Raw genomic sequence first — 15,096 nt, forward strand, 5'->3', positions numbered from 1 at the left:
CGCGCGAGTATCTGCCTCCCTGCCCCCGACCTCAAGCGCTGGATCGAGAAATATATTTGGGCCGATCTGTGGATAAGTCGAGTCGCAATCTTGCAATACTCATAGAGAGCATCCACAATGTAAGCATGCTTGCAAATCCCAACCCGAGCTTGGCGTTGCTGATGCACGATATTTCGCAGCGGGTGCGCTATGCATTCGATGCGAAGGCGCGTGACATTGGTGTCACCCGCCAGCAGTGGCGGACCTTGTTTCTGCTCAGCCGGATGGATGGCCCCACCCAGAGCGAAGTTGCCGAGATCCTGGAGGTCGAGCGAATCACGCTCACCCGCATGATCGATCGACTCGCCGATGCTGGGCTGGTCGAACGTCGTGCGGATCCGAGTGATCGCCGCGTGTGGCGTCTCCACATCACGACGAAAGCGGGCGGGATCGTCGATCAGCTTACCGAAATCGGCCGGTCGGTCGAACAGACATATATGTCGGCCATCAGTCCGCAGGAGGCCACCCTCCTGTTCGAACTGCTAGGCCGGATAAGAGAGAGCATGCGCGCCGAGGAAGGCAACGCCTCCACATCGCCGAAGAAGGTTTTGTCATGAACGAGATGAGCAGAGTCGCCCCCGAGGTGATCGTTGGGGAGCCCAAGCTCGCGCCGAAGCGCAACCTCAAGCGGCTGGCGCTGATGCTGTCGGTTCCGCTGCTGCTATTGGCGGCGGGCATCTATCTGTGGATCGCAGGGATGGGCAAGGTTTCGACCGACAATGCCCAGGTCAACGCGCATGTCGTCGCGATCGCGCCCGAAGTGGGTGGCCGGCTGATCGACGTCGGCGTGGTCGAAAACCAGCACGTCAAGAAGGGCGACCTGCTGTTCCGCATCGATCCCGAGCCCTATCGGATCGCGCTGATGCAGGCCGACGCCGCCGTCGGCAATGCCGAGCTGTCGATCGCGCAGGCCGAGAGCAACTATCATTCGAAGGCCGCCGATACGCTCAAGAGCGCGTCGGACGTGAGCCTGGCGCAGGATACGTTCCGCCGTCAGCAGGAACTGCTCGCCCGCGGCTTCACGACGCGCGCCGCCTATGACGCCGCCCGGGCGCAGCTCGCGGCGGCACGCGCCGACGTGGCGTCGACCCAGGCAGAAGCCGAATCGGCGCGTGCGGTCACGATGCTGCGCAACGGCCGCCACCCGCAGGTCGAAACCGCAATCGCCCAGCGCGACAAGGCGCGGCTCGATCTGTCGCGTACCGAGGTCCGCGCGCCGATGGACGGGGTGATCAGCCAGGCCGACAAACTGCAGCCGGGCGCACTCGCGATGCAGTCCTTCTCATTGCTGAACCTGGTCGCCGGCGAAGGTTACTGGATCGAGGCGAACTTCAAGGAAACCCAGCTGTCCGACATCCGCATCGGCCAGCGCGCCGAAGTGGAGATCGACGCGGTTCCGGGGCGCAAGCTGGCCGGCCATGTCATCGGCATCGGTGCGGGCACCGGATCGCAATTCTCGGTCCTGCCCGCGCAGAACGCGACCGGCAACTGGGTGAAGGTCACGCAGCGTGTGCCCGTGCGCATCCAGCTCGACGAAAAGCCCGATCGCCCGCTGGTCGCCGGCTGGAGCTCGCACGTCACGATTTTCACCGAATAATCGGCTTCACGGAGTAGGCGTCTCCTCCCCTGCCCCACCGATCCGGCCTCACCCGGATCGGTGGGGCATTTTTGTAGCGACCGCTATGGTTGGCAACCTGCCCGCCCCGCGCTAATCCGAATTCCAGCATGTCCGACCCACGCATCATCGACATCGAACTCGACGAAAAGACGATCATCTGGCGCAATGCCGATGTCGAACAGGAACGTCGGATTGCGATCTTCGATCTGAAGGAAGAGAATTTCTTCAAGCCGCTGCGCGCCTATCCGCAGGACTATGCCGGCCCGTTCAAGGTCAAGCTGCGCGTCGAGGAAGGGCGTCTGGCGATCGACATCGCGGCGGAGACGGGCGACCTGCTCGAAACCCTGATCCTCGGCCTCGCCAGCTTCCGGCGGCCGATCAAGGACTATTTCGCGATCTGCGACAGCTATTTCCAGGCGATCAAGGTCGCCACACCGCAACAGATCGAAACGGTCGATATGGCCCGGCGCGGCATCCACAACCAGGCGGCTGAGCTGCTCAAGGAGCGGCTTGAGACCAAGATCGAGGTCGACTTCGATACCGCGCGCCGCCTGTTCACCCTCATCTGCGTGCTCCACATCCGTGGCTGAGCCGGTGGACATGGGTGCGGTCGCGGGCGCGGTCCTGATCGACGCGGCGCGCACTGCGGCCAAGCACGCACACGCCCCCTATTCACGCTTCGGCGTCGGCGCGGCCGTCTTGCTGTCGGACGGGGAGATCATCACCGGCACCAATTTCGAAAATGCCAGCTATGGCCTGTCGCTGTGCGCAGAGACGGTGGCGCTGGCGACGGTCAACGCGCGCGGCCGCTTCCGCGACGTGGTTGCGATCGGGATCATCGGCGGGGCGCTGGCCAAGGATGGGACGATCAGCGGCTCCGCGCCGATCTATCCGTGCGGTCGTTGCCGGCAGATCATCAACGAGGCCGCGCAGATGGGCGGCCGCGACATCGACATTCACTGCGGATCGGCCGACGGCAGCGCGCTCGCACGCCACAGCGCGTCGGAACTGCTGCCCCACGCCTTCGGCCCGTCGGACCTGGGCATCGGCTAAGCCAGTTCGGTATCGATTTCCGCGACGACCCGCGCCGCCAGCCGATCGACCGCCGCGCGGATTTCGGCGGTGTCGACCACGTGTGGCGCCGGATCAATCGCGCACAATGTGCCGAAGAAGCTGCGATCCGCGCGAAACAGCGGCACCGACACATAACTCTGGAAGCCGTAGAGGATCGGCACCGGATGCAGCCGCCACATCGGCGCATCGGCCACGCAATCGATGAAGATGGGCTGGCCGCTCTCGCGGATCTCGTCGCAGATGGTGGTCTTGATTTCCAGTTCGCCGCCCGGCTCCAGGCCGAACTCGATCTTGTCGAGCACATGGCAGGCAATCCAGCGGCGCTCGGTGACGCGCGCGACGGCCGCGAACCCCATATTGGTCAGGTCGCACATCTCGCGCAGCACCTCGCCGACGGCACCGCTGCCGGCGATGACGCTGATATCCCGGGCGAAGCTCATGCCGCGCTTCCACAATATCGGTCCGCGATCACGATAAACCTAGATCGCGTCGGGATAGAGGAAGGTCATCAGTCGCGCCGCGAGCAAAACGATGGACTTACGTACTTCGGGTGTATCGATGACGTGCGGCTTCGGATCGACCGCGAACATCGTGCCATAGACACTCCGGTCCATCCGAAACAGCGGCACCGATACATAACTCTGGAAGCCGTAGGTGGCGGGCACCGGATGATCGCGCCATTTCGGCGCATCCCGCACGCTGTCGATATAGATCGGTCGGCCGCTTTCGCGGATTTCGTTGCAGATCGTCGCGGCGATATCGAGCTCGTCGCCCGCATTCAGCCCGAACTCGATTCGGTCATAGACCTGCAGTGCCATCCAGCGCTCCTCGGTCATTCCGGCCACCGCGGCAAAGCCCATGCCGGTAAGGTCGCACAGCTCGCGCAGCACGTCGGCCACATCGCCGTTCACCGAAACCGATGCCAAGCTCCGCTCGAAATCCAACGCGCGTGCCTCCTCCGTGCCCGACTCTAGCGCATGAGAATTGCAACGCAATCGAATGCGATCAAAGCGCTTTGAAAGCGGCTGCGGGCTGCTAGGACGGTATCGTCTAAGAGGGGAACGCGCAAAGCATGTCTATCATGTCGGACAAATGGATCCGCGAACGGGCGCAGAACGATGCGATGATCGAGCCGTTCGTCGAGGCACAGCGGCGCGACGGCTGCATCAGCTATGGCTTGTCCTCCTACGGCTATGACGCGCGGGTTTCGGACGAGTTCAAGATTTTCACCAATGTCGACAGCGCGACGGTCGATCCGAAAAACTTTGCGGCGAACAGCTTCGTCGATCGCAAGACCGACGTCTGCGTGATCCCTCCGAACAGCTTCGCACTGGCCCGCACGGTCGAATATTTCCGCGTGCCGCGCGACGTTCTGGTCATCTGCCTGGGCAAGTCAACCTATGCGCGCTGCGGCATCATCGTGAACGTCACCCCGCTCGAACCCGGCTGGGAAGGGCATGTGACGCTGGAATTCTCCAACACCACCCCGCTCCCCGCCAAGATCTACGCCAATGAAGGCGCGTGCCAGTTCCTGTTCCTGCAGGGCAACGAGCCGTGCGAGGTCAGCTATGCCGACCGCGCCGGCAAATATATGGGGCAGCAGGGCGTCACGCTTCCCCGGCTATAATCCATGAAGCGCATCGGCATCGTCGCGGGCATGCCCGCCGAACTTGCGGCTTTCGCGCCCGCTACGGCGCGCGCGCGCGTCGCGGGGCCGATCGTCGTCGAAACGCTGATGCTTGGCGCCAAGCAATGCTTCCTCGCCTGCGCGGGGATCGGCAAGGTCGCATCGGCGAGCGCCGCCGCGCTGCTCGTACATCGTTACGATGTCGAACTGCTGATGGTGATCGGCACGGCGGCGCGGATCGGCCTCGGCCCGGGTGGCGCGTTCCGGATCGTCGATGCGGTGCAGAGCGACTATGGCGCGCGATCGGACAGCGGCTTCGCCCGTTTCGATCCCATGGCCTTGCCGTTCGGCATTCCTCCCGCGCTCACGCCCTATAAGGCGTTCGAGCTTCATGCGATCGCAGCCGTTCCGCCTGCGCGAATCGCCAGCGCGGACATGTTCGTGGAAAGCGCGGGCCACGCCGCCGAGATCGGCATGTCATTGGGCGCGACCCTGATCGACATGGAAACGGCGGCGGTGGCGCAGTTCGCTACGCTCAACAATATCCCCTGGGCCGCGATCAAGGCCGCGACCGATGCGGCGGACGAGGACAGCGCCGCCACCTTCCTCGATCAACTCGCCCGCGCAGCCCGGGCCGCAGCGGAGGCGGCCGAACAGGCTATCGCGGCGCTTTAAATCCTCAGCGAGCCGGCCGCTCGCCCAACGCCGCCCGGACCATCGCCTCCCAGATGAGGGGATCGCCCGCCTTGGCCATCTCGGCATCGGGTTCGCGCAGCGTGCGCAGGACGGCAATCGCATCCTCGCGATAATCGGGCCAGGCGGCGTCGACCGCGCGGGCGGCCGACGGCTGATCCCCATGTGCGTTCGCGCTGATCCGCTCACCCGCCAGCACGCGAGCGATCCGCTCGATGGCGCTGCGTTCGGAAATGTTCATGTCGGCGATCCTCCCGGATCGACAATCACCGAACCAGCGCGGTTGTTCCGTTACGGCGACGACGGATCGCCATCCCGACCAGGGCGAAGCCCGTCAGCATCGTCATCCACGTCGCCGGATCGGGCGCGGCGCCCACGATGCTCTGCCCGACGGTAAGATCGTCAAACTCGAACCCGCCCCCGCCGTTCTGGAGCAACTGGACCTTGTTGAAGGCGGAATCGCTCTTGAAGTTGAAGAAGGCATAGGCCTCCCCCGTATTCCCGCCGCCGAAGGGATTGCCATAATAGGCATTGTTGAACGTGGGCGATCCCTGCAGCACAGATTGCAGCGCCCAGGTGCCGAGCAGAGTGTGGTTGTTTATAGAGTGCGACGGTATTGTTGCCGTCGAGCGCCGAGCCCCAAAGCCCGAAATAGTTGACCGACGTCGACAGGTTGATCGTCGTGTTTCCGGTGACGCTACCATATCTTCCGGTGCCGCCGACACCGCCATAGACGTTGGCGTCATAGCTGTTGATCCAGCCGCTGCTCACCGTGCCGGTGATGCCCGAACTCCCGAACGCCAGGTTCGCACCGCCGTTGATATTGCCGTTCAGCGTGTCGCGCGCGAAATTATAGCCGCTGAGCGTCGGCGCGCTGCCCCCCGCCCCTTCTACCGACACGAAGACCGCGCCCGATGCCGGCGCCGCCGACAAGAGCGCCATCAGAACTGGAAAAGCTGCCCGCACGATCTCACCACGTCCCGATACGTCCCCGCGCATTCGATTACGCGCAATTCCCTAACGACTCAATGTGGGGACCATCTTGAAACGATACAGTTAGTTAGCTACCTAATCATTATGAGTCGATCGAGTCACGAGCGGGATATTGCGCAGCGCATGCCGATGCTGACGCGCGCATGGCGGCAACTGGCGGATGCGGTACTCGTCGAATTCGGCGTTTCCAATTCGACATCCTGGTGCCTGCTCTGGCTCGACCGGCTTGGTCCCGATGTCCGCCAGACCGATCTGGCGCAGGCGATTGGCATCACCCAGCCCTCGCTGGTCCGCCTCGTCGATCAGCTTCAGCAGAGCGGCCTTGTCGTTCGGGTGCAGGATCCGGACGACAAGAGGTCCAACCGCCTGCTGCTCACCGACGAAGGCCGGCACCTTGCCGGCACGATCGAGGCGCGCCTGCGCGATGTCCGCGCAGAGTTGTTCGACGGGCTGAGCGACGCCGATCTCGAAACCGCACTACGCCTGATCGACACGCTGTCGGAGCGGATCGCGGAGCGTCGGGGTTGAGCCATGGGCGAACGCTTCGGCCTTCCGGCCGCCTTGTTCTCGATCAAATGCTTCGTGGCGGCGATGCTGGCCCTGTTCGTCGCGTTCAGCATCGGGCTTGAGCGACCCTACTGGGCCTTTCTGACATCCTATATCGTCGCACAGCCACTGGCGGGCGCGGTGATTTCGAAGGCGGTCTTCCGCCTGATCGGCACCTTCGTCGGCGCGGTCGCCGCCGTGGTGATGGTGCCGGCGCTCGTCAACGCGCCTGAATTGCTGTCGCTCGCCTTCGCAAGCTGGCTCGCACTGTGCGTGTTCGTGTCGCTGCTCGATCGCACACCCAAATCCTACATGTTCGTCCTGGCCGGCTACAGCGCGTGCATCATCGGCCTGCCCAGCGTCGATGCGCCTGCGCAGATCTTCACCGTTGCGTCGCTGCGCGTGCAGGAAATCAGCATCGGTATCCTTTCCGCCAGCCTGGTCCACGGTCTGATCCTGCCCGGATCGATCACGGGCGTGCTGCTGGCGCGGGTGGAGGCGATATTGCGCGATGCCGAACGCTGGTCGCGCGATGCGATCGCGACCGATCCGGTTCCCGAGGTCGAACAGGAACGCCGCCGCCTCGCGCTGGACGTGACTGAGCTTCACCAACTTTCGATCCACCTGCCGTTCGACGTTTCGCGCCTCGCCCCGCGCGTCCGCACCGTGCGTGCGCTGCAGGACCAGCTGTCGATGCTGCTCCCGCTGGGCGCGGCGGTGCAGGATAGGCTGGAGAATGTGCGGCGCGAAGGCGGCGAAGCCTCGCCCGAGATCGCCGCCCTGCTCGACGACGTTCGCGACTGGCTTGCCGCGCCGGGCGACGATCGCGACACCCGTACCGCTATCACAGCCGAGCTGATCGCGCGGTGCCGCGCGCTCGAGCCCGATGCCGGCCCCGATATGTCGTGGCGCGAGATGCTGCGGCTGAGCCTGCTCGCCCGCCTCGCCGCGCTTGTCGAGGTGCATCGCGATTGCCGCGACCTGCGCGATCAGCTCGTCACCCACAGCCGCCGCCCCGTTACCGCGCGCGTGGGCGAATTGCTCGAAGGCCGCCGCAACCGCGAGCTGCATCGCGATTATGCCGGCGCCGTACGTGGGGCGTTCAGCGCGTTCGTCACCCTGCTGGTCGGCTGCGCCCTGTGGATCGGCAGCGGATGGAAGGATGCGAGCACCGCCGTGATGCTCGCTGGCGTCTTCCTCGCCCTGTTCTCGGCCTTCGAAAATCCGGCCGCGCCGCTCAAGGCGTTCTGGATCGGCACGCTGATCGCATCGGTGGTGGGCGCGATCTATGGCTATGCGATCCTGCCGCGCCTCGACGGATTTCCAATGCTGGCGGCCGCACTCGCGCCCGCCTTGCTCATCGGCGGCGCGTTCATGGCCTCGCCGCGTTATGGCGGGATCGCGCTGCCGGCGATGATGGGGCTGGGCAGCCCTGCGCTGATCGAGGCGCGCTACGTCAACGAGTTCGCGATCTTCGCCAACGGATCGATCGCACAGCTGGTTGGCATCTGGTTCGCGATCGTGATGGTCGGCCTGCTCCAGTCGGCGGGGGCCGAGGGCGCGATCCGCCGCACGATCCGCGCCGGCTGGGCCGATATCGCGGCGCGCGCTAACCTTATGTCCGCGCCCGATCTGCGCGGCTGGATCAACCGGATGCTCGATCGGATCGGCCTGCTCGCCCCGCGCCTCGCCGCGATCGGCAAGGATGGCGGCGCCCCGCTTTATGATGCGCTGCGCGATCTGCGCACCGGCATCGCGATCGGCGAATTGCGCCAGTTGCGGCTCGGTCTGTCCGCCGCGCAGTCCGCGCCGCTGACGCGGGTGCTGGCCGATGTCGGCGATCATTATCGCCGGCTCGATCCAGCTGCTCCCGAACCGGCTGACCCGACATTGTTGCGCGATATCGACGGCGCGATGGACGTGATGGCGAACGACGTCACCCCCGCCACGCGGCGCGACGGAACGCTGGCACTCGTATCCTTACGCCGCAACCTGTTCCCCGATGCCCCCGCCTACAGAAGGATCGCCGCATGACCGGGGAAGTCTCGTTCGACGGGGTGTTCGTGCCGACCCTGCTCGTCCTCGCGATGATCGCGTTGGGGGGCGCGTTCGTCGTCACCCGCCTGATCGGCGCCTTCGGCCTCTATCGCTTCGTCGCCTATCGCGCGCTCGTCGATCTCAGCCTGTTCGTACTGATCCTCGGCCTGCTCAGCATCCTCGTCCCCTCCTTCGGATATTCGCTATGAACCGCCTTGCCGCCCTGCTGACCCGCAGCGCCGCCACGATCGTCATTGTCATCGCCGCCCTCTTTGTCGCGGTGTGGATGTGGACCCATTATGAGCGCAGCCCGTGGACGCGCGACGGGCGCGTGCGGGCGGATGTGGTGCGGGTGACGCCCGATATCGGCGGGCTCGTCACATCGGTTTCGGTGCGCGACAATCAGGCGGTTAAGGCGAGCGATCCGTTATTCGTGATCGATACGCCCCGCTACGCGCTGGCGCTGCGCCAGGCCGAGGCGCAGGTGGCGAGCGCGCGGGCGACGCTGGGCCAGGCGCGGCGCACCGCGAAGCGCGACCTCGCGCTGGGCGATCTGGTCGCGACCGAAAGCCACGAACAGAATCTCGCCGCCGTCGCCACGGCCGAAGCCGCGCTCGCGCAGGCGATCAGCGCGCGCGACGCCGCCGCGCTCAACCTGAAGCGCACCCGCATCACCGCGTCAGTCAACGGCATCGTCACCAATCTCGATCTCCATCCGGGCGATTATGTCGCGGCGGGGCAGCAGGCGATGGCGGTGATCGACCGGGATTCGCTGCGCGTCGAAGGCTATTTCGAGGAAACCAAGCTACCGCTGATCCGCATCGGCGCGCCGGTGCATGTGCGGCTGATGGGCGAGGCGAGCGACGTCACCGGCCATGTCGAAAGCATCGCTTATGGCATCAACGACACCAGCCGCACCGACAGCGGCAATCTGCTTCCTTCGGTCGAGCCGACATTCTCGTGGGTGCGGCTGGCGCAGCGCATTCCGGTTCGCGTGCGGCTCGATCATGTGCCCGCCGACGTGCGCCTGATCGCGGGGCGGACGGCGACGGTGACGGTGGAGCCGGCGAAGGAGCAGCGTCATGACTAAGCCCCAGATCGCGCCGCTGCTGGCGCTGAGCCTCGCCGCCTGCGCGACCGCCGGGCCGAACTATCACGCGCCGACCCATTCGGCGGCGACCACGCCCGCTGCGACGGGGGCTTTCCATTCGGCGGCAGGTGCGGGTGTCGACGGTGCCGCCCCGCTGCCCGATCGCTGGTGGCGCCTCTACGACGATCCCAAACTCGATGCGCTCGTCGAACAGGCGCTCACCGCCAACACCGACCTGCGCGTCGCCGATGCTAATATTGCGCGCGCCGAAGCCGTACTGCGCGAGGCGCAGGCCGGGCGCACGATCTCCACCTCGATCGGCGCGAGCGCGACGCTGGCGCGCGCATCGGGCACCGGCCAGCCGCTGCCCGGCACCGTCGCCGACAATCTGGGGCTGAGCGCATCCTATCCGCTCGACCTCAACGGCCGGATCAAGCGCGCGATCGAGGCGAGCAACGCCGATGTCGAGGAAACCGAGGCGGCGCGCGACTATGTCCGCGTCAGCGTCGCCGCCGCGACAGCGCGCGCCTATACGCAGGTCTGCGCCGCCAATTACCTGCTGGGCGTCAACCGGCATGTCGTGGGGCTCCAGCGCGACACGCTCGACGCGACGCGACGCCTTGCCACCAACGGACGCGGCACGGCGTTCGACGTGAGCCGCGCGGAAGCGGCGGTCGATGCGAGCGAGGCCGCCCTCCCCTCCTTCGAAGGCCAGCGACAGACCGCGCTCTATCTGCTCGCCACCCTGCTCGGCCGCGCACCCGCCGATTTTCCCCTCGACATCGCCGATTGCGCGACCCTGCCAATGATCGCTCGTCCCCTTCCTGTCGGTGATGGCGCCGCCCTGATCCGCCGCCGGCCCGATATCCGGCAGGCCGAACGCAGCATCGCGGCTGCCACGGCGCGTGTCGGTGTCGCGACCGCCGATCTCTATCCGCAGATCAGCATCGGCGGATCTCTGGGACTGAACGGCCCGCTCAAGGATATCGGCAGCGGCACATCGTTCGGCTTCAGCCTCGGCCCGCTGCTCAGCTGGTCCTTCCCCAACCGCCCTGTCGTTCGCGCCCGGATCGCGCAGGCCGATGCGCAGGTGCAGGCCGATCTCGCGGGTTTCGACGGCACGGTGCTGGAGGCGCTGCGCCAGACCGAGACCGCGCTCGAAACCTATCGCCGCGACACACAGCGCGCCGATGCGCTCATCCGCGCGAGCAATGCGGCGGCGCTGTCTGCCGACCAGGCGAGCAAGCTGTTCCGTTTCGGCCGGGGCGACTTCCTCTCGCTGCTCGACGCGCAGCGCAGCTATGCGAGCGCGGAGGTGACGAGCGCTTCGGCAAAGGCACAGCTCACGCTCGATCAGATCGCGATCTTCATGGCGCTGGGCGGCGGTTGGACCGACGTCGGCTAAAAGCGTAATATTTATATCGCCCTGCGCGGGCCCGGCATTCGTGACCTCAACTCTATTTTGCCGACGTTGAACCTCGTGGGGTAATTCGCCGCAATCCAGGCCGCAAGCTTGGGTGTCCGCACATCCAGCCCGCGGCCATCGATCACCTCGAACCAGTCGCCAGACCTTGAGACGATTAACGGTGGGCGCGCCTTGGCGAGGTCCTCTATGATTTGCGTTTCCGCAGTCCCGCTTGCGTAGAGGGGCATCATCACGGTCGAGCAGGGCTTGCGCGAACTCAGTTGGTAGAGGCCCGCCGCATTGTTGAGGACATAGGTACAATCGGGATTGGACAGTCGCAACAACGAGGCCACCGAACGAACATCTGGTTCGACGAGGTCGATGTCACGCGGTAACCCGCCGAGCAGCAGACCATGCAGATTGGGTGCGGCAGCACCTCTCAGTCCTCCAAAAAGAGGATAATCCGTTGTAATTAAAACCAACCCAATTGCGTAAATGGCCAAGCTTGCTGGACGCAACACAGCGGTGCGAGTAGGCGCAGGCCGGTGGCTTTGGAGAACAACGGCCAACAAAACCAGATATGGTATGGCGAAGCTCAGATGGACCTGGTCATAACGCTGCATGGTTTGCATCAGCGTCAGCGCGCATATAGCGGCCAGAAAAGCTAGTATTGGTACGATTTCGGATCGCGACTGACGATGCCATGACTTCCAACCGAACCATAAAGTGCCAATCAGGAGCGGCGCGGCAAAAGAATAGAATATAAAAGCGCGAAGCATTCCTAACGACGCCCGGACACCAAAAGCCCAAATTTCGCCATGCATGATCCAGTAGAGAACGTTAGCTGTATGTGTGCGAGCCATGTCCAGATCGGCCCCGACCAGTAGCGCCAGACCAATCCCCAACCCGCTGCTAGCGGCGATACTCTTACGCCGACCCGCTCCCGCCACTGCCGTTACGATGATATACGTGATGACGGCTAAGATGTTCGCCAGTCCGCGGTTATACGCGAAGAACATTGTCGACCCCGCGACCAATCCGCCGAGAAAGGACAGCAGTAGACCTGCCTTCCCGCCACGGCCCGCCGCCAGCAGCAGGAACAGGATGGTTGTCAGCGGCCAAACGTCCCGTATCGCTGGCGCGCCTTGTTGGATATTGACGATGGTGTCGCGCGTGCCATTGATCGCCAGCATCAAGATGATGGCGATCACTCCCGCAAACGCCCGACTCCGATGGCGCGGGGCAGCGGCCATCGCGCAAAGGAAAAAGAGCACACCCGCAAGCGCCGTGAAGCCGCTATTGATCGCACGCGTACAGACGAGCAGCGCGCCCGGACAATGGGTCGCGGCGAATTGGGCCGGCCAGTAATCCATCTGCCCGTGGATCAGCAGTGGCGATGCGTGCGCCGTTTCGAAGTATAAGTGGGGCGAAAGGTATTCGCCCTCGTGAAAGAGGTCCGTCCAGCTGGTATCCAGCGGAAGGCGGAAGGATGTGTACAGCGCCACCAAAAGCGCCGCCAAGGATAGGAGCGCAAAGCAGCTGCCTCGCACCAGTGGCCCGCCCGGTGCAATCATTTCTGCAGCAGCGCTTGAAATGCCCGCCCCACCATTGCGTTCAGCCTTCTAACGCTTCCGTCCCTGGTGGCGGATGTTGCTGGGCCGCCCGCGCCGGCCCATCGGCAGGCGCTTGCGATCCTTGCCACCACGCCGGGGGGCCGTGCCGCTTACGCCGCCTTCCTCCAGCTCAAACCGGAGTGATCCGGTGATCGGGCTGGCTTCGGCGAGGCGTAACTTCAGGCGCATGCCGGGCGAATAGGTTTCGCCGCTCTCCTCGCCGATCAGCGACTGCGATTTCTCGTCGTAGCGGAAATATTCGGTGCCAAGGGTCGAGACCGGCACCAGCCCGTCGCCGCCGATCGTCTCCACCGTCGCGAAGAAGCCGAAGGGCTGAACCCCGGTGATCCGCGTGTCCATCAACTCGCCGACATGCTGGCTCAGATAGGCCGCGACATAGCGGTCGATCGTGTCGCGTTCGGCCTCCATCGCGCGCCGCTCGGCCTGGCTGATCGCCTCGCCCAACGCGGTCATGCGATCAGCCTCGTCGCTGGTGAGCTTGGTCGAGGCCGGAATGTCGACCTTGCCGCCGCCCTTCAGACGCGGAGCGCCGCATTCGAGGCCATAGGCGCCGACAAGCGAGCGATGCACGATCAGGTCCGAATAGCGCCGGATCGGCGAGGTGAAATGCGCGTAGCTGCCCAAAGCCAGGCCGAAATGGCCGGTATTGGTGGGCGCGTAATAAGCCTGCGTCTGCGAACGCAGCACCTGTTCCATGATCTGCGGCTTCACCGTCTCGTCGGGGATCTTCGCGATGATGTGGTTGAAGGTGGACGGCCTCACCACCTGCCCCAGCGCGAACTCCATGCCGAAGGTGGCGAGATAATCCTTGAGCGCGACGAGCTTCTCGCGGCTCGGCGTTTCGTGGTCGCGATACATGACCGGCGCCTTCTTCGCCTCGAGCGCCTTGGCGGCGGCGACGTTGGCCGCGATCATATAATCTTCGACCAGCTTGTGCGCATCGAGCCGCTCGCGCGCCGCGACCGACATGATCCGCCCCTTCTCGTCGAGCACGACGCGCCGTTCGGGCAGATCGAGCTCGAGCGGCTCGCGCTTCTGCCGCGCGGCATAGAGCGCCTTCCAGCAGGCCCATAGCGGCTTGAGCGCGATTTCGGTCAGCGGATGCAGGATCTTGCCGTCGATCGCGGCCTGCGCATCCTCATAGGGAATGTTCGCGGCAATGCGGACGACCGCACGGGTGAAGCGCCAAGCCTTGATCGTGCCGCTCGCCGTGATAGTCATGTGGCAGACCATCGCCGCGCGATCCTGATCCTGCTTCAAAGAGCAGATGTCGGCGGACAATTCCTCGGGCAACATCGGGACGACGCGATCGGGAAAATAGACGCTGTTGCCGCGCTTCTTCGCTTCGCGATCAATTGCGGAGCCGGGGCGGACGTAGAAGGAGACGTCGGCGATCGCGACGATCGCCTGGAAGCCGCCGGGGTTGGAGGGATCGCTGTCGGGCGTCGCCCAGATCGCGTCGTCATGATCGCGCGCGTCGACCGGATCGATCGCGACGATCGGCACGTCGCGCAAATCCTCGCGCCCATCCCCCAGTTCGAGCTTGGGAACGATCTTCGCTTCCTCGATCACGCTTTCGGGGAAGACATCGGGGATGCCGAGCTTGTGGATCGCGACGAGGCTGAAGCTGCGCGGGGCGAAGGGATCGCCCAGCCGCTCGACCACGCGCGCGGTGATCCGCGGCGGGCGGCCCGCCTTTTCGGCGAGGACGAGATCGCCTGCTTCGGCATCGCCCGCGTCCGACACCATCGTCTCGCGCCGTTCGCGTTTGTCGACGGGACGGAGCCAAAGCTTGTCGCCCTCGCGGTGAAGGATGCCCAGCATCTGCTCGGATGTCTTGGCGAGCCGCTTCATCGGATGCGCGACCCAACCGCGCCCGGCCTCCTCCGTCCGCACCAGCAGCCGATCGCCGACGCCCAACGCCGCACCCTTGCCGCGCATCTCGCGCACGCGCAGTTGCGGCGGCGCGCCGTCGCCATGCCAGGTTTCGGGCACGCCCAGCGCGATCCCCTCGTCTGTGATGTCGGTGACGCGGATCACCGTGACCTTGGGAATGCCGCCCATCTTGTGGAAGGCGCGGCCCCGCGCGCTGTCGATCAGCCCCTCGTCGGCCATGTCCTTGAGCAACGCCTTGAGCAGAATCTTGTCCTGCGCATGCAGCGCGAACGCCTTGGCGATCTCGCGCTTCCCGGCGGGCGTGGGGGATTTCTGAATGAAGTCGAGGATCTGCTCTCGGGTCGGCAGACCGGGGCTGGGGCGTTTGGGCATGGCCCTGTGTAGCAGGTCGCCACCCCAACGAAAGGCCAAGCCCCAAACGTCATCCCAGCGGAGGCTGGGATG

General features: G+C 65.0%; 17 protein-coding genes and 1 pseudogene. 11 read left to right on the forward strand and 7 right to left on the reverse strand.

All coding sequences use genetic code 11. The features are described from left to right. The first annotated feature begins 161 nt into the window (after positions 1-161). The 4 genes from FYJ91_RS02435 (at position 162) to FYJ91_RS02450 (ending at position 2,710) form a co-directional block, all read left to right on the forward strand. Complete coding sequence (locus FYJ91_RS02435; protein WP_149520681.1) at positions 162-596, forward strand: MarR family winged helix-turn-helix transcriptional regulator; 435 nt, start codon at positions 162-164, stop codon at positions 594-596. Next, entirely contained in the window at positions 593-1,636 is a 1,044-nt protein-coding gene (locus FYJ91_RS02440) for an HlyD family secretion protein (RefSeq protein WP_149520682.1), read from the forward strand. The genes FYJ91_RS02435 and FYJ91_RS02440 overlap by 4 nt, the downstream gene beginning before the upstream one ends. 128 nt (positions 1,637-1,764) lie before the next feature. Beyond that, positions 1,765-2,247: a UPF0262 family protein gene (locus FYJ91_RS02445; protein WP_149520683.1), complete on the forward strand. Its 483-nt coding sequence runs from the start codon at positions 1,765-1,767 to the stop codon at positions 2,245-2,247. 10 nt (positions 2,248-2,257) lie between these two features. Next, on the forward strand, positions 2,258-2,710 hold the full coding sequence (locus FYJ91_RS02450; RefSeq protein WP_149521303.1) for a cytidine deaminase: 453 nt from the start codon (positions 2,258-2,260) through the stop codon (positions 2,708-2,710). On the opposite strand, the gene FYJ91_RS02455 is transcribed toward FYJ91_RS02450, so the two are convergent. After that, positions 2,707-3,171: a GAF domain-containing protein gene (locus FYJ91_RS02455; protein ID WP_149520684.1), complete on the reverse strand. Its 465-nt coding sequence runs from the start codon at positions 3,169-3,171 to the stop codon at positions 2,707-2,709. The genes FYJ91_RS02450 and FYJ91_RS02455 overlap by 4 nt on opposite strands. A 39-nt stretch (positions 3,172-3,210) precedes the next feature. Next, a complete protein-coding gene (locus FYJ91_RS02460) occupies positions 3,211-3,657 on the reverse strand; it encodes a GAF domain-containing protein (RefSeq protein ID WP_246152369.1) in 447 nt (148 codons plus the stop codon). 146 nt (positions 3,658-3,803) lie between these two features. On the opposite strand from FYJ91_RS02460, the gene dcd reads away from it, so the two are divergent. Together dcd and FYJ91_RS02470 are read left to right on the forward strand one after the other, a co-directional pair. After that, entirely contained in the window at positions 3,804-4,358 is a 555-nt protein-coding gene (gene dcd / locus FYJ91_RS02465) for a dCTP deaminase (protein ID WP_149520685.1), read from the forward strand. Positions 4,359-4,361: 3 nt separating this feature from the next. Beyond that, positions 4,362-5,033, forward strand: a complete 672-nt coding sequence (locus FYJ91_RS02470; protein WP_149520686.1) for a phosphorylase family protein — start codon at positions 4,362-4,364, stop codon at positions 5,031-5,033. A gap of 4 nt (positions 5,034-5,037) precedes the next feature. Here FYJ91_RS02470 and FYJ91_RS02475 read toward each other — a convergent pair whose 3' ends face one another. From FYJ91_RS02475 to FYJ91_RS21145, 3 genes and pseudogenes are all read right to left on the reverse strand, one after another. Continuing rightward, complete coding sequence (locus FYJ91_RS02475) at positions 5,038-5,292, reverse strand: hypothetical protein (protein ID WP_149520687.1); 255 nt, start codon at positions 5,290-5,292, stop codon at positions 5,038-5,040. Between the two features lie 25 nt (positions 5,293-5,317). Then, on the reverse strand, positions 5,318-5,755 hold the full coding sequence (locus FYJ91_RS02480; protein WP_484385950.1) for an Npun_F0296 family exosortase-dependent surface protein: 438 nt from the start codon (positions 5,753-5,755) through the stop codon (positions 5,318-5,320). Next, positions 5,646-6,050 (reverse strand): annotated as a pseudogene (locus tag FYJ91_RS21145) (Npun_F0296 family exosortase-dependent surface protein); the annotation flags it as partial. The pseudogene FYJ91_RS21145 and the gene FYJ91_RS02480, both read right to left, overlap by 110 nt. A 117-nt stretch (positions 6,051-6,167) precedes the next feature. Here FYJ91_RS21145 and FYJ91_RS02485 point away from each other — a divergent pair. Genes FYJ91_RS02485 through FYJ91_RS02505 form a run of 5 tightly spaced genes read left to right on the forward strand, consistent with a single transcriptional unit; the run spans position 6,168 to position 11,122 of the window. Continuing rightward, complete coding sequence (locus FYJ91_RS02485; protein WP_425473965.1) at positions 6,168-6,572, forward strand: MarR family winged helix-turn-helix transcriptional regulator; 405 nt, start codon at positions 6,168-6,170, stop codon at positions 6,570-6,572. Between the two features lie 3 nt (positions 6,573-6,575). After that, a complete protein-coding gene (locus FYJ91_RS02490) occupies positions 6,576-8,624 on the forward strand; it encodes an FUSC family protein (RefSeq protein ID WP_149520690.1) in 2,049 nt (682 codons plus the stop codon). Next, the gene (locus FYJ91_RS02495) at positions 8,621-8,836 is read left to right on the forward strand and encodes a DUF1656 domain-containing protein (RefSeq protein ID WP_149520691.1); all 216 of its coding nucleotides are present in this window, start codon (positions 8,621-8,623) and stop codon (positions 8,834-8,836) included. Before FYJ91_RS02490 ends, FYJ91_RS02495 begins: the two co-directional genes overlap by 4 nt. Further along, positions 8,833-9,717 carry an efflux RND transporter periplasmic adaptor subunit gene (locus FYJ91_RS02500; protein ID WP_149520692.1) on the forward strand — a complete coding sequence of 295 codons (885 nt, stop codon included), beginning with the start codon at positions 8,833-8,835 and terminating at the stop codon, positions 9,715-9,717. Before FYJ91_RS02495 ends, FYJ91_RS02500 begins: the two co-directional genes overlap by 4 nt. After that, entirely contained in the window at positions 9,710-11,122 is a 1,413-nt protein-coding gene (locus tag FYJ91_RS02505) for an efflux transporter outer membrane subunit (RefSeq protein ID WP_149520693.1), read from the forward strand. Before FYJ91_RS02500 ends, FYJ91_RS02505 begins: the two co-directional genes overlap by 8 nt. Before the next feature lie 11 nt (positions 11,123-11,133). Here the strand turns inward: FYJ91_RS02505 and FYJ91_RS02510 are convergent, their stop codons facing one another. Further along, positions 11,134-12,642, reverse strand: a complete 1,509-nt coding sequence (locus FYJ91_RS02510) for a hypothetical protein (RefSeq protein WP_181008312.1) — start codon at positions 12,640-12,642, stop codon at positions 11,134-11,136. Between the two features lie 102 nt (positions 12,643-12,744). Next, positions 12,745-15,024 (reverse strand): ribonuclease R family protein, encoded by a 2,280-nt coding sequence (locus FYJ91_RS02515; protein WP_149520695.1) that lies wholly within the window; start codon positions 15,022-15,024, stop codon positions 12,745-12,747. Positions 15,025-15,096 lie beyond the last annotated feature (72 nt).

The organism is Sphingomonas montanisoli, from assembly GCF_008274695.1.
GTDB classification, from domain to species: domain Bacteria; phylum Pseudomonadota; class Alphaproteobacteria; order Sphingomonadales; family Sphingomonadaceae; genus Rhizorhabdus; species Rhizorhabdus montanisoli.

What these genes read in the sequence shown, in the direction of transcription:
- FYJ91_RS02505 (WP_149520693.1), top strand. Translation starts at nt 9,710, where the DNA reads ATGACTAAGCCCCAGATCGCGCCGCTGCTGGCGCTGAGCCTCGCCGCC.
- FYJ91_RS02450 (WP_149521303.1), top strand. Translation starts at nt 2,258, where the DNA reads ATGGGTGCGGTCGCGGGCGCGGTCCTGATCGACGCGGCGCGCACTGCG.
- dcd (WP_149520685.1), top strand. Translation starts at nt 3,804, where the DNA reads ATGTCTATCATGTCGGACAAATGGATCCGCGAACGGGCGCAGAACGAT.
- FYJ91_RS02495 (WP_149520691.1), top strand. Translation starts at nt 8,621, where the DNA reads ATGACCGGGGAAGTCTCGTTCGACGGGGTGTTCGTGCCGACCCTGCTC.
- FYJ91_RS02455 (WP_149520684.1), bottom strand. Translation starts at nt 3,171, where the DNA reads ATGAGCTTCGCCCGGGATATCAGCGTCATCGCCGGCAGCGGTGCCGTC.
- FYJ91_RS02440 (WP_149520682.1), top strand. Translation starts at nt 593, where the DNA reads ATGAACGAGATGAGCAGAGTCGCCCCCGAGGTGATCGTTGGGGAGCCC.
- FYJ91_RS02490 (WP_149520690.1), top strand. Translation starts at nt 6,576, where the DNA reads ATGGGCGAACGCTTCGGCCTTCCGGCCGCCTTGTTCTCGATCAAATGC.
- FYJ91_RS02480 (WP_484385950.1), bottom strand. Translation starts at nt 5,755, where the DNA reads ATGGTAGCGTCACCGGAAACACGACGATCAACCTGTCGACGTCGGTCA.
- FYJ91_RS02475 (WP_149520687.1), bottom strand. Translation starts at nt 5,292, where the DNA reads ATGAACATTTCCGAACGCAGCGCCATCGAGCGGATCGCTCGCGTGCTG.
- FYJ91_RS02445 (WP_149520683.1), top strand. Translation starts at nt 1,765, where the DNA reads ATGTCCGACCCACGCATCATCGACATCGAACTCGACGAAAAGACGATC.
- FYJ91_RS02470 (WP_149520686.1), top strand. Translation starts at nt 4,362, where the DNA reads ATGAAGCGCATCGGCATCGTCGCGGGCATGCCCGCCGAACTTGCGGCT.
- FYJ91_RS02500 (WP_149520692.1), top strand. Translation starts at nt 8,833, where the DNA reads ATGAACCGCCTTGCCGCCCTGCTGACCCGCAGCGCCGCCACGATCGTC.
- FYJ91_RS02485 (WP_425473965.1), top strand. Translation starts at nt 6,168, where the DNA reads ATGCCGATGCTGACGCGCGCATGGCGGCAACTGGCGGATGCGGTACTC.
- FYJ91_RS02435 (WP_149520681.1), top strand. Translation starts at nt 162, where the DNA reads ATGCACGATATTTCGCAGCGGGTGCGCTATGCATTCGATGCGAAGGCG.
- FYJ91_RS02515 (WP_149520695.1), bottom strand. Translation starts at nt 15,024, where the DNA reads ATGCCCAAACGCCCCAGCCCCGGTCTGCCGACCCGAGAGCAGATCCTC.